The 12,533-nt window shown below is 73.4% G+C and carries 12 protein-coding genes and 1 tRNA gene; 7 read left to right on the forward strand and 6 right to left on the reverse strand.

What is annotated here, in order from left to right:
- Positions 1 to 22 precede the first annotated feature (22 nt).
- Positions 23 to 99 (forward strand) — tRNA-Thr (locus ACGFIR_RS16895).
- Positions 100 to 209: 110 nt separating this feature from the next.
- Here the strand turns inward: ACGFIR_RS16895 and ACGFIR_RS16900 are convergent.
- On the reverse strand, positions 210 to 437 hold the full coding sequence (locus tag ACGFIR_RS16900) for a hypothetical protein (RefSeq protein ID WP_392998031.1): 228 nt from the start codon (positions 435 to 437) through the stop codon (positions 210 to 212).
- 97 nt (positions 438 to 534) lie between these two features.
- Here ACGFIR_RS16900 and ACGFIR_RS16905 point away from each other — a divergent pair, with 97 nt between their 5' ends.
- The 3 genes from ACGFIR_RS16905 to ACGFIR_RS16915 are packed head-to-tail and all read left to right on the forward strand — an operon-like array spanning position 535 to position 2,166.
- On the forward strand, positions 535 to 1,254 hold the full coding sequence (locus tag ACGFIR_RS16905) for a TetR/AcrR family transcriptional regulator (protein WP_392998032.1): 720 nt from the start codon (positions 535 to 537) through the stop codon (positions 1,252 to 1,254).
- A 23-nt stretch (positions 1,255 to 1,277) separates the two neighbouring features.
- A complete protein-coding gene (locus ACGFIR_RS16910) occupies positions 1,278 to 1,691 on the forward strand; it encodes a helix-turn-helix domain-containing protein (RefSeq protein WP_392998033.1) in 414 nt (137 codons plus the stop codon).
- 55 nt (positions 1,692 to 1,746) lie between these two features.
- On the forward strand, positions 1,747 to 2,166 hold the full coding sequence (locus ACGFIR_RS16915) for a VOC family protein (RefSeq protein WP_357713243.1): 420 nt from the start codon (positions 1,747 to 1,749) through the stop codon (positions 2,164 to 2,166).
- A gap of 97 nt (positions 2,167 to 2,263) precedes the next feature.
- Here the strand turns inward: ACGFIR_RS16915 and ACGFIR_RS16920 are convergent, their stop codons facing one another.
- A complete protein-coding gene (locus ACGFIR_RS16920; RefSeq protein WP_392998034.1) occupies positions 2,264 to 2,764 on the reverse strand; it encodes a hypothetical protein in 501 nt (166 codons plus the stop codon).
- A gap of 183 nt (positions 2,765 to 2,947) precedes the next feature.
- Here ACGFIR_RS16920 and ACGFIR_RS16925 point away from each other — a divergent pair, with 183 nt between their 5' ends.
- On the forward strand, positions 2,948 to 5,341 hold the full coding sequence (locus ACGFIR_RS16925; RefSeq protein WP_392998035.1) for a M4 family metallopeptidase: 2,394 nt from the start codon (positions 2,948 to 2,950) through the stop codon (positions 5,339 to 5,341).
- A 123-nt stretch (positions 5,342 to 5,464) separates the two neighbouring features.
- Entirely contained in the window at positions 5,465 to 6,238 is a 774-nt protein-coding gene (locus tag ACGFIR_RS16930; protein WP_392998036.1) for an enoyl-CoA hydratase/isomerase family protein, read from the forward strand.
- Between the two features lie 229 nt (positions 6,239 to 6,467).
- Here the strand turns inward: ACGFIR_RS16930 and ACGFIR_RS16935 are convergent, their stop codons facing one another.
- The 4 genes from ACGFIR_RS16935 to ACGFIR_RS16950 all read right to left on the reverse strand — a co-directional run bounded on the left by ACGFIR_RS16935 (position 6,468) and on the right by ACGFIR_RS16950 (position 10,582).
- The gene (locus ACGFIR_RS16935; RefSeq protein ID WP_393145894.1) at positions 6,468 to 6,911 is read right to left on the reverse strand and encodes an HNH endonuclease; all 444 of its coding nucleotides are present in this window, start codon (positions 6,909 to 6,911) and stop codon (positions 6,468 to 6,470) included.
- A gap of 296 nt (positions 6,912 to 7,207) precedes the next feature.
- Positions 7,208 to 8,392 (reverse strand): hypothetical protein, encoded by a 1,185-nt coding sequence (locus ACGFIR_RS16940; RefSeq protein WP_392998038.1) that lies wholly within the window; start codon positions 8,390 to 8,392, stop codon positions 7,208 to 7,210.
- A gap of 70 nt (positions 8,393 to 8,462) precedes the next feature.
- The gene (locus ACGFIR_RS16945) at positions 8,463 to 9,995 is read right to left on the reverse strand and encodes an FAD-dependent oxidoreductase (protein ID WP_392998039.1); all 1,533 of its coding nucleotides are present in this window, start codon (positions 9,993 to 9,995) and stop codon (positions 8,463 to 8,465) included.
- A gap of 95 nt (positions 9,996 to 10,090) precedes the next feature.
- Positions 10,091 to 10,582 carry an MSMEG_6728 family protein gene (locus ACGFIR_RS16950; RefSeq protein ID WP_393145896.1) on the reverse strand — a complete coding sequence of 164 codons (492 nt, stop codon included), beginning with the start codon at positions 10,580 to 10,582 and terminating at the stop codon, positions 10,091 to 10,093.
- A gap of 100 nt (positions 10,583 to 10,682) precedes the next feature.
- On the opposite strand from ACGFIR_RS16950, the gene ACGFIR_RS16955 reads away from it, so the two are divergent.
- Positions 10,683 to 12,461: an NAD-binding protein gene (locus ACGFIR_RS16955; RefSeq protein ID WP_393145898.1), complete on the forward strand. Its 1,779-nt coding sequence runs from the start codon at positions 10,683 to 10,685 to the stop codon at positions 12,459 to 12,461.
- The last annotated feature ends 72 nt before the right edge of the window (positions 12,462 to 12,533 follow it).

A 12,533-nucleotide genomic window follows, 5' to 3' on the forward strand; every position in this document is an offset into this window, starting at 1 on the left:
TATGCTGACCTCGGCACCACACGCCCCTGTAGCTCAGCTGGCCAGAGCACTCGCCTTGTAAGCGAGATGTCGCCGGTTCGATCCCGGCCGGGGGCTCCAAGTTTCATCATGCATTTCGCGCCTGGCGCGGTCGCGAGCCGGCCGGTTGGCGGCAGCGCTGAGCGCTTTGGCAACGCCCACCCGGATGAGCGGCGGTCGGCTGCCTGGTGTCAGGGACTCGTGTCGAAGTGGACCTCTACGTCGTAGATCAGGCGGAGGGGCCTGCCGTTGGTGACGCCGACGAAGACCGGTTCGGCGGCCGGAGTGCGGCCGTGGCGCCATACCTCGTTCCGGGCGGCGTTCCGGGACTCGTGGTGGTGTTTCCCCGCTCGGTGTAGGGCCAGGACCCGGCGGGCGGTCGTCGGGTCGGTGTCGAGGTGGATCCGCATCAGGGGCATGTCCGGGCCTCCTCCGTGGCGGGCGGCCGAGCGACCTAACGCACGTCGGGTAACTTATCGGTGTTAAGTTACCCGAGCACCGTACTAGGGTGGTCGGGTGAGCATCAACCAATTTGGTCGGGCGCCGCGCGAGGAGCCGGCCGGGCGGCCCGGTGCCGTCAGCTCGGTGTGGCTCCGGACGGACTCCGTCCGCCCGCGCCGCACGCCGCCGCTGAGCCGGCAACGTATCGTCGACGCCGCAGTGACCCTGCTCGACGGGCACGGCATCGACGGCTTGACGATGCGTCGCCTCGCCCAGCAGCTCGACGTCACCTCCACCGCGCTGTACTGGCACGTGAAGACCAAGGACGACGTGCTCGACCTGGCCGTCGACCAGATCTTCGGCGACGTACGGCTCCCGCGTGACGTGGGCGACTGGCGCGACGACGTGCGCGCGCTGGCCCGGGACTGGCGTGCGGTCATCCTCCGTCATCCCTGGGCGGCGAACCTGATCGGGCGTCCCATGCTCGGCCCCAACGTGCTCGCGCGCACCGAGTTCCTCCAGTCGGCACTGGTGCGCGGCGGTTTCTCGGACCGTCGACTGGCGGTGGCCACCCGCCTGCTCGCCAACTACGTCATCGGTGCCGCGCTCACCGAGGCCACCTGGCGCCAGACGGCCGATCCGCGCGCGCGGGCCGAGGCCCGGCGGCACATCACGGGGGATCCCGCCGCCTATCCGACGCTGACCGCCTCCGGCCATCTCGACGATGCCCGATGGAGTGACGACGAGCTGTTCGACCAGGGCCTCGACACCATCCTGGCGCCCGCGCCGAGCTAGCGGGCCCAGCGCGGCGACGCCCTATGCTGGGCGGCGTGAGCAGGGCGACGGAGGAGTCGAACCGGGCCATGCTGCGCGCCCGGGACGCCATGGACCGCGCGTACGACCAGCCGTTGGACATTCCCGCCCTGGCCCGGATCGCGTACGTCTCCGAGGCGCACTTCATCCGCACCTTCCGGGCGACCTTCGGCGAGACGCCGCACCGCTACCTCCAACGGCGGCGGGTGGAGCGGGCCATGTACCTGCTGCTGCACACCGACCGCGACGTCACCGACGTCTGCTACGCGGTCGGCTTCTCCAGCCTGGGCACGTTCAGCCGCACGTTCCGGCAGATCGTCGGGGAGTCGCCGTCGGCGTACCGTCGGCGCAAGGTGCCGTCCGCCGCCGTGCCGGTGTGTTTCACCAAGGCGTGGACCCGCCCCAGCAGCTTCGGGTAGCAACTGTCAGTTTTGGATAAGCAGCAGGTCAGTGTGGCCCCGTAGCGTTTCCGGCATGACGATGAACGCGATCAGCCGCTCCCAGATCTACGTGCTCGACCAGGACGAGGCCCTCGACTTCTATGTCGGCAAGCTCGGCCTGGAGGTCAACACCGACCAGGACCTCGGTTTCATGCGCTGGCTGACGGTGAACCTGCCGGGCGACCCGGAGCGCGAGATCCTGCTGGAGAAGCCGGGCCCGCCGGCGCTGGACCCGGCCACCGCCGAGCAGGTCCGTGATCTGCTCACCAAGGGGGCGCTGGGCGGGTACCTCTTCATGACCACGGACGACGCGCACAAGACGTACGAGGACCTGGTCGCCAAGGGCGTCGACATCACCGACGAGCCGATGGAGCGCCCGTACGGGATCGACTTCGGCATCCGCGACCCGTTCGGCAACAAGATCCGCATCGGGCAGATGTTCCCCAGGGGCTGACCTGCGACGGTCATGATCGGGAGGCGGGCGGCCGGCGGCCCCGCCTCCCGATCGCGTGTCCGGGGGACGATCGCGGGTCGGGTGCGGAGGGAGGCCCTCAGCCGGTGGCCGTGAGCAGAAGCTCCACCACCGCCCGGGTCGTCTCCGGTGGGGCGGCGTCGGTCGGGCAGTCCACGTAGCCGGTCTCGACGGGACCGACGGTCAGCCGGTAGTCGAAGGCGTCGTGGCAGGCAGTGGGGGCCGACGGACGGGCGGCCTCGGCGGCGAGCGCGGGGTCGGCGACGAGCCGGCGCAGCCGGTCCAGGTCGGCGCCGGAGAGCCGACCGGTACGCCGCGACCCGGCGCGGTCGGCCACTGTCCACCGTCCGTCGGGCTCCACCGTCACGGTGTCGCCGCGGCCGGCGAACCCGCCCGAGCGGGTCAGTACGACGCGCGTCGCCGCGTCCGCCGGCCCGGGCGAGGACGGTGCCGGGGGCGGCGCGGCGGACGTCGACCTGGGTTCCGGCCGGACGGGCCCCGGCGAGGCTGCCTGGTCCGGATCTGCCGTCGCGCAGCCGGAGAGGACCGTCGCCGCCAGCGCGATCTTGACGAACGCCATCGAAGCTGATCTCATGCCGCTCGGACGTGCGGCGCGGCGGCGCGGTTCCCACCGGCCAGGGTTCCACCGAACGGTCAGTGTCGGGGACAGAATTTGTTTCACCTCTTCTCTTTTGGGTCGTCACATCGTTATATCTACATGCGTGACTATCCCTGTCACGCATACCCCCGTTCAGGAGGGCACGTGAAAAGACCCATCGCCGCCGTCGGCACAGCCCTGCTCACCAGCGGCCTGCTGACCGGTGTCGCCACCCCGGCGCTCGCGGCACCCGTTACCGCCCCCGCCCCGGTCGGACCAGCCGCCGCCGCGGCGAGCGTCCTGCGGACCAACCCCGGTACCGTCCAGGGCACCAGCGCGGAGGCCTACCAGGTGCACAGCACCAAGGTGGACGCCAACGGCGCCGCGCACACCCGCTACACCCGGACCTACCAGGGCCTGCGGGTGTACGGCGGTGACTTCATCATCCACACGACCCCGAACGGCGGGTACGCCGGCTCCTCGGTCGGTCTGGACGCCCCGCTGACCCTGCCCACCACGGCGAAGGTTCCCGCCGCGGCGGCGAAGAAGGCCGCCCGCGCCGAGTTCTCCGGCACGCTCACCGCCGTGGGCGCCCCGGAGCTCTTCGTCGACGCCAGCTCCGGCAAGGGCCGGCTGGCCTGGGAGACCGTCGTCACCGGCTGGCAGCCGGACGGGCAGACCCCGTCGAAGTTCCACGTCGTCACCGACGCCACGACCGGCAAGGTCATCGGCTCGTACGACGAGATCGAGGCCGTCGCCGGCACGGGCAACAGCGTCTACTCCGGCAGCGTCACCGTGGACACCACGCTCTCCGGCAGCACGTACCAGCTGATCGACCCGACGCGTGGCAACGGCTCCACGTGCGACATGAACAACGGCACGTCGACGTGCACCACGTTCACCGACGCCGACAACACCTGGGGCACCGGCGCCGCCTCCAACCGGCAGTCCGCCGCCGTGGACGCGCACTTCGGCGCCGCCAAGACCTTCGACTACTTCAAGAACGTGCACGCCCGTAACGGCATCTTCGGCGACGGCCGGGGCGTGCCCAGCCGGGTGCACTACGGCAACAACTACGTCAACGCCTTCTGGGACGGCTCCCGGATGACGTACGGCGACGGCAGCGGCAACTCCAACCCGCTGGTCTCGATCGACGTGGCCGCCCACGAGATGAGCCACGGCGTCACCGAGAACGTGGTCCCCGGCGGCCTCACCTACTCCGGCGAGTCCGGCGGCCTCAACGAGGCCACCAGCGACATCTTCGGCAACATGGTCGAGTTCTACGCCAACACCACCGCCGACCCGGGCGACTACCAGGTCGGTGAGAAGATCAACATCAACGGCAACGGTACGCCGCTGCGCTACATGTACAACCCGTCGCTGGACGGCTCGTCGCACTCCTGCTGGTCCACCAGCACCAAGAACGTCGACGTGCACTACTCCTCCGGCGTGGCCAACCACTTCTTCTTCAACCTCGCCGAGGGCACCGGGGCCACCTCGTACGGCACCTCGCCGGTCTGCGGTTCCGCCCCGGCGGTGACCGGCATCGGCCGCGCCAAGGCCGAGAAGATCTGGTGGCGGGCGCTGGACGCGTACTTCACCTCCAACACGTCGTACGTGAACACCAGCAACCCGGCGAACACCGCCCGGGCGTACTCGCTGCGTGCCGCGACCGACCTGTACGGCAGCTGCTCGACCGAGTACAAGACCGTCCAGGCGGCCTGGACCGCGGTGAACGTGGCCGGCAACGACGCCCCGTGCTCGACCGGCAACGACTTCTCGGTCTCGCTCTCGCCGACCTCCGGCGCGGTGAACCCGGGCAGCTCGGTCTCCACCACCGTGGCGACCGCCACCACCAGCGGCTCGGCGCAGACCGTGACGCTGTCGGCCTCCGGCCTGCCGAGCGGCGCGACCGCCTCGTTCAGCCCGGCCTCGGTGACCTCGGGCGGCTCCTCGACCCTCACCATCGCCACCACGGCCGCCACGGCCCCGGGCACCTACACGGTGACCGTGAACGGCGCCGGTGCGGTCACCCGCAGCGCCACCTACACGCTGACGGTGAACGGCACCGGCGGCGGCTGCACCAGCCCGGGTCAGAAGCTCGGCAACGCGGGCTTCGAGTCCGGGGCCACCACCTGGACGCAGACCTCGGGCGTGATCGGCCAGCACGGCACCTCGCAGCCGGCCCGCACCGGCACGTGGAACGCGTGGATGAACGGGTACGGCAGCACCCGTACCGAGACGCTCTCCCAGTCGGTGAGCCTGCCGGCCGGGTGCACGTCGTACAACTTCAGCTTCTGGCTGCACATCGACACGGCGGAGACCACCACCGGCACCGCGTACGACACGCTGCGGGTGCAGGTGCTCAACTCCTCCGGGACGGTGCTGGCGACCCTCGCCACGTACTCGAACCTGAACAAGGCCGCCGGGTACAGCCAGAAGTCGTTCTCGCTGGCCGCGTACAAGGGCCAGACCGTGACCCTGAAGTTCACCGGTGTCGAGGACGTGTCGCTCCAGACGTCCTTCGTCGTGGACGACACGGCGCTCAACGTCTCCTGACGTAGCCGTACGGTCGCCGGGCCCGGCGACCACCCCGCCGGGGTGGTCGTCGGGCCCCCGCCGTTATGGTCGCCGCACCGACGCGTCGCCGATCCCGGCGGCCGGGCGGACGTCGAAGGGGTGGTGACGGTGGCGGACGCGGAACTCCTCGTCGAGGTGGCCGGGCCGGTGGCGACGGTGGTGATCCGCAACCCGGCGCGGCGCAACGCGATGACCACCGCCATGTGGCGGCGGCTGCCGGAGCTGCTCGACGGGCTGGAGGCCGACCCGGCCGTCCGGGCGGTGGTGCTCACCGGCGCCGGGGACACCTTCTGCGCCGGCGCCGACCTGGGCGACCTGGACGAGTTGCTGGACGCCGGCGACGCCAGCATCGCGGTCGCCGCCGAGGAACGCCTCGCCGCCTTCGCCAAGCCGACCGTCGCCGCCGTCCGGGGCGCGTGCGTGGGCGGCGGCTGTCAGCTCGCCGTCGCCTGCGACCTGCGGGTCGCCGCCGCCGACGCGCGGTTCGGGGTGCCACCGGCGCGGCTGGGCCTGGTCTACCCGGCGCCGACCACCCGTCGACTGGCCCGGCTGGTCGGCCCGGCCGCGGCCAAGCACCTGCTCTTCACCGCCGAACTGGTCGACGCCGAGCGGGCGCTGCGGGTGGGCCTGGTCGACGAGGTGCTGCCGGCCGACCGGCTCGCCACCCGGGTGGAGGAACTCACCGCCGCCATGGTCGCCCGGTCGCAGCTCAGCGTCGCCGCCGCCAAGGAGATCGTCGACGGGCGGGCGGACGAGGACCGGATCGCCTGGTGGCACGGGCAGGTGCGGGCCAGCGGCGAGGCCCGCGAGGGCGTCGCCGCCTTCCACGAGCGCCGCCCGCCCCGCTTCGGCTGGACCCCGCCGACCCGGCACTGACCGACGCTCTCCCGGTTCCGGCCGATCGTCAGGCAGCCGCACTTCCCGCGCCCATTCCAGACGCTGCAGGCCGGCTCGGTGTGGTTGCGCTCCGAGGTCGAGGCGTACATCCACCGCCGCCCTCGCCCGCCGGCCGGCGACGAGGCGGAGGGCTGACGAGGAGGGCCGGCGGGTGCCGCGCCGAGGGTCGTACCCCCGACGCGGCCCCCCGTTCCCGCCGGCCGGTCCGTCACCGCCCGGCCAGCGACGCCCAGCTCGGGACCGCCGGCTCGCGCCGCAGCGGCATGCCCGCCTCGGCCGGCGTCCGGTCACCCTTGCGCTGGTTGCAGCCGTAGCAGGCGGCGGTCGTGTTCCGCCAGGTGTTCCGGCCGCCGCGCGAGCGGGGCAGGATGTGGTCGATGGTGCCGGCCGGCCCGCCGCAGTACGCGCAGCAGCGCCCGTCGCGGCGCAGCACGCCGGCGCGGGACCAGGCCGGACCGGCACTGAACCGCCACCGGGTCACCACGTAGCGGACGAGGCGGACCACCCGGGGGAGCGGGAAGATCCCGATCACGCGGTCGGGCTCGGCCTCGTGGATCTCGGCGACCCGCCGGCAGAGCATCCGGATCGCGTGCTGGACGGTGACCCGGTGCAGCGGGCCGAGGTCGGCGTTGATGACGAGTACGGCGTCCACCGGTGTCTCCCTTCGTGGCGGTGACGATCTGGACGGGCCGGACAGCGGAAGAGCCGCCCGGTCCGGGTGTGGACGGGCGGCTCGACGTCGTGCGGGCGCACGTCAGTCGGGCTGGCCGCCCCCGGGGTCTTCGGCACGGTGACCGCCGCGGACCGCCAGCGTCGCCGGACGTGCGGGCAGGCACGTCGGGCGAGGCCGCCGGGTGCCGGGGCGCGTCAGGAACGGCGTCGACGGCACACGGGTGACGTGCGGCATCGACATGACGAACTCCCGTTGCGGTGGTTGACCTTGCGCGATCACGGTAGGTCGGCGGGGGAGAGAGGAGCAACGGATTTCGATCGAGGCCCCGGCTCGTCGGGGCGGCGCTGCCGCCGGGCCCGGCCGGCGGCCCGCGCGGCGGCCAGGGGCCGGTCGATGCGTACGGCCATCCTGGCGGTCAGCTCGCTCTCCAGCAGCGGCCGGTTGACCTCGGCGGCGACCGCGAGCGCCGGCCCCGAGACGGTACGCCAGATCGCGGCCAGCCCGGCGCCCAGCCCGAGCAGGGCCACGGCGGCCCGGGTCACCGGCGACCCGGCGGCGGCCAGCGCGCTCACCCCCACGACGGCGAACAGCACGGCGAGCAGCGGTACGAGCACCGGCCAGAAGATCCCCCGCACGGCCTGCACCACGAGCTTCCGGTCCCGGACGATCAGGTTCCGGGCGACGATCGCGTAGTCCTCCTCGTCCAGCAGGTCCCTCGGGTGCAGCCCGCCGGTCAGTACGCCCTGCCACAGCTCGCCCTGGTTGCGCAGCTCGCGGGCCAGCTCGGGCAGTCCCGCCTCGGCCGGGTCGCCCATGCCCGCCCGGGTGACCGCCGACGCCCACGTCGACAGTGAGCGGCGGACCACCGCGGCCGAGTACGGGGGCAGCACGCTGGCCAGCTCGCCCAGCCAGCGGCCGATCTCGAACTGTCGGCCGCCGAAGCGGTGCGCCACCTGCCCGGCGTCGCCGTTGCGGACGGCGTCCCCGTACCGGACGGTGTCGGCGAGCGAGCGCCCCAGCCGGTACGCCAGCCCGACCCGCTGGTTGGTGGCCATCGTCCAGCGCAGCAGCTCGACGTTCAGGTCGTCGAGGGCGAGCAGCAGGGCGTCGCCGGAGCCGTCGGCCACCCGGTCCCGCGCGTCGACGGTGGTGGGCGCGGGGCCGACGCGCCGGGTCAGCTCGGCGATCTGGGCGAGCGCGACCTCCACGCCGTCCAGGTACATCTGCATGCGCCGCCGCCCCGACATCTCGGTCAGGTTGGACAGCTTCGCCGGTGCGCCCGCCGGCCGGTCGGCGTCGGGGTCGAGCAGTTCGGCGGTCCGGGCGTGGTGGTAGGCGTCCGCCATCCACCAGCCGAGCCGCAGGGCGGTCACGACGCAGGCCCGCTCGTCCCGGACCAACGGGTACGCGTCGTCCCGCGGCACGTCGGCGACGAAGCCGTCGTCCGTGCGCGGCGACATCCCGCTGACCTCCCGGCTCGTCCCAGACGATCAGCCTAGGGCAGCCCGGCGGTCGATTTGCCCGTTTTGCTCATCCTCGGCCGGCGAGCAGGCCCCGGGGCCGGATCGAGCGCACCGGCTCGGCCGCGCCGCCCTCGGCCCGCAGGATGTGGTTGGCCGCGACGATCCCGGTCGCCGCCGAGCGCTCCATCAGCGCGCTCGGGAAGTCCGTCCGGATGCCGTCGCCGGCCAGGTAGAGCCCGTCGGCGTCGGTGCGTACGCCCGGCCGCCAGGCGTGACTGCCGGGCGTGAAGGCGGGCGCCTGCGCCTCCACCCGGGCGCGCAGCTCACGGACCCGCAGCCGGGCCGCCTCGGGCCACAGCGCAACCAGCTCGACGCGCATCCGTTCTGCCAGCTCCTCGGCGGGCACGCCCGCGTCGCAGGCGTACGCGTGCAGCTCCACGACCGAGCCGCCGGTGCGCCGCGCCCAGCGGCGGGACTCGTTCTCCAGCCGGTGGTAGAGGGTCACCGAGTCCAGGGTGGGCTGTCGGGAGACCCCGCTGAAGACCGCCCGGTCGGCGGAGACGTCCCCGTCGCACCAGTAACGCGCCACCGCGTACGGCGGGCCGGGCCGGCCGAACGCGGGCATCCGCGCCACCAGCCGGGGCGCGTGCCCGACCAGGCCGGGGGAGGCCGCGACCAGCGCGGCGAGGGCCGGCGGGTCGACGGCGAGCACCACGTGCCCGGCCGGGTACGACGTGCCGTCGGCGGTCGTCACCCGCCAGCCGGCGCCCTCGCGGGTCAGGGCGGTGGCGGCGGCGCCCGTCACCACCCGGCCGCCGTGCTTCTCCACGTGCCGCGCCAGCGGCTCCCAGATCGCCGTCGCGTAGTCCTCGTCGGGGCAGTCGAAGGCCAGCCCCTCCGGGTTGCCGAGCAGGTAGAAGTGGAACTGGGCGATCATCTCCGCCGCCGACATCTCCGCCTCGTGGTTGAAGAACGAGTGGGAGAAGACCTCGAAGAGCATCGCGCGGGCCCGGTCCGGCAGCCGCAGCGAGGTGAGCAGCGCGTCGGCGGTGGTGTCGTCGAACTCGGCGTAGGTGCGCCGCGGGTCGTACGTGAGCAGCGGCAGCGCCGCGTCCCGGTCCATCCCGCGCAGGTCGCCCAGGCGCAGGCTGGGGCTGCGCAGCAGCAGCGCCAGCAGGTTCGCCGGCGGCGCGGGCGGCAGCCGGCCGAACTCCTCGGTCGGCCACCGCTCGCTGAGGATCGGGTAGCCCGGTACCGGCCTGAGGAAGCCCAGCTCCGGGTCGGCGCGACGCAGGACGGACCGCCAGTTGTAGTACTGCCGGAAGAACGCGTGGAAGCCGTGCTCGTTCATCTGCGCGGTGCCGTCGGCCAGCGTCTCCGGCCAGGCCCCGAGCCGGCCGCCGAGCGTCGGCGCGGCCTCCAGCACGGTCACGGCCACCCCGCGCTCGGCGAGCACCACCGCCGCCGACATGCCGGCGATCCCGCCGCCGACCACCACCGCCTCGACCGGGCCCGGCACGCGGTCGGCGCCACCACCGCCGGGGTCCACCTCGTGCTCGCGTACGCCGATGAGCCGGCCGACCACTTTCGACAGCGCCATGTGCACCCTCCCGCCGGATGTGCGTCCAGTCTGCCCCGAGGTGAAGGGAACGAATCCTTGCTTTCACCTCAGGCGTCAACAAGGTGCCCTGCTCCTCAGGCGGGCGGCGGGAGGCAGCGGCGCTCGCGGTCCGAGCCGGGCCAGACGTATTCCAGGTCGGGCGGGACGTCGTCGCCGAAGATCGGCCCGTAGTGCCCGGGGTCCTTGCGCAGCAGCGACGAGCGGTGGCTCAGGTGCAGCTCGTCGCGGCCCAGCCAGGGCGGCAGCTCTCCGGCCTCGGCCAGCTCCGGCTGGGTACGCACCCGGGTCACGCCGCACGCGGCGGCGAGGTCGACGGTCATCGTGATGGCGCAGGTGTCGGCCCGTCCGGGCTCGCACCAGACGGCGCAGACGTCCAGCCCGTACCGGGTGAGGGCCTCCTCGTACCCGGCCCACATCTTCACCGCCGGATGGTTGCGCCAGCCGTACGTGGGCCAGGTCAGCCCGCGCAGCACCTGGATGGCCTCCACCCGCTGCTTGCCCAGCCGCTTCTGGTCCAGCGTCCGGGCGCTGGCGATGAAGTCCGGGTACGGCAGGAACGTCTGCATGCCGGTGCTCTACCCGGCACCGGTTGGGACATGCCGGCGCGACCAGCGTCCATGATCAGGGGGCTGCGCCCGCCGCGACCGGCTGACTACGATGCGGCGCATGGCGGAGCCCCTCCTGGATCGTGCGCGGCGTGCCGGCCGGCGGCTCCGGGTCAACGGGGACGTGCGGGCGCACTACGTGATCTGTGGTCGCGACGCCCTCGCCTACTGGGTGGTGCGGGCGCTGCTCGCCACCGAGCTCCAGTCCGGCCGCGTCCGGATCACCCTGGTCGTGCCCGAACGACCGCGCTCGGACGAGCCCGACGGGCGCGACCTCCCGGGCGTCGAGGTGGTCCGCGCCGACCGGCTGGACGAGGTCACCTTCCGCCGGGCCGGGCTGGCCGGGGCCGACGGGCTGGCCCTGCTGCACCAGGACGACGTCGGCAACATGCACGCCGCGCTCTGCGCGCAGGAGGTCGAGCCCGGGCTGCGCCTGGTGGTGCGGATGTTCAACACCGGCCTCGCCAACGGGGTGCGGCAGATCTTCCCCGACTCGGCGGTGCTCTCCGACGCCTCCATGGCCGCCCCCGCCTTCGTGGCCGCCGCGCTGGGCGAGGTCGCCCCCACCCACTTCCGGCACGGCGGGCGCACCCTCTACGTGGCCCGCCGTGAGGACGTACACCCGGCCGACGTGGTCTGCGGGGTCGCCGACACCGGCGATCCGCAGCAGGTCCGGCTGCTCCCCGCCGACGAGGGCGTGGCCGACCTGGTGATCGCCGAGGCGACCGGGACGCCGCCCGGTACGGAGGTGGCCGCCCGCCGGCTGGTGCGGGCCCGCCGGCGTCGCCGCCCCCTGACGGTGCTGCTGCGCGCGGTACGCAGCTTCGCCACCCGCAAGATCGGCCTCGCGGTGATCGTGCTGCTGGCGGTGATCGGGGTGCTCGGCTGGCTCAACGGCTACGCCTCGCACCGGGGCTGGGCCGACTCGCTCTACCTCACCCTGGTGACCACGCTGACCGGGCAGGACCCGGATCCGGACAAGTCGGCCGCCGAGCAGGTCATGCAGGTGGTGCTCAACCTGGCCGGGCTCGCGCTGATCCCGCTGATCACCGCCGTGGTGGTGGACGGCGTCGTCAACGCCCGGCTGGCCCTGCACTCCGGCCGCATCCAGCCCGAGCGTTCCGGCCACGTGGTGGTGGTCGGGCTCGGCAACGTCGGCACCCGGGTGATGGCCCAGCTCTGCGACTTCGGCGTGGAGGTGGTGGCGATCGACAAGTTGCCCGAGCCGCGCGGTGGGGCGCTGGCCCGGCGGCTGGGCGTACCGCTGATCGTGGGGGACGCCGCGCTGGCGGAGACCCTGGAGTCCGCGTCCGTGGGCAACTGCCAGGCGCTGGTGGTGGTCTCCACCGACGACGAGACCAACCTCCAGGCGGCGCTCAACGGCCTGGCCGTCAACCCGGAAATCCAGGTGGTGCTGCGGCTCTTCGACGGCCACTTCGCCGAACGCATCCAGCAGGCCTTCGGCATCGGCGTCTCGCGCAGCGTGTCCTACCTCGCCGCGCCGTCGTTCGCCGCCGCGCTGCTCGACCGCGCCGTGATCGCCACCATCCCGGTCGGCCGGCACGCGCTGCTGGTCACCGAGGTCTCCGTCGCCGCCGGGTCGGCGCTGGACGGCCGGCCGATCGCCGCCGTCGGGCGGACCGAGAGCGTACGCCTGCTGGCGCACGCCCGCGCCGGGCAGCGCCTCGACTGGGCGCCCGATGCCCGGCTGGTGATCGTCGCGGGGGACCGGCTGACGGTGGTGGCCCGCCGGGCGGGGCTGAACGCCCTGCTCCGCGAGGCCGCGCCACCGCCGTCGGAGGACCCGGTCACGCCCACCCCCCGCCAGCCGGAGGAGTGACGGCCGCCGCGCCGGGCACCTGGTCACGGCGCGGCGCACCCGGAGGTGCCGTCCGGCGCGGTCCCGGCCCAG

Origin of the sequence: Micromonospora sp. NPDC049051, from assembly GCF_043197575.1 — a bacterium.
GTDB lineage: Bacteria > Actinomycetota > Actinomycetes > Mycobacteriales > Micromonosporaceae > Micromonospora.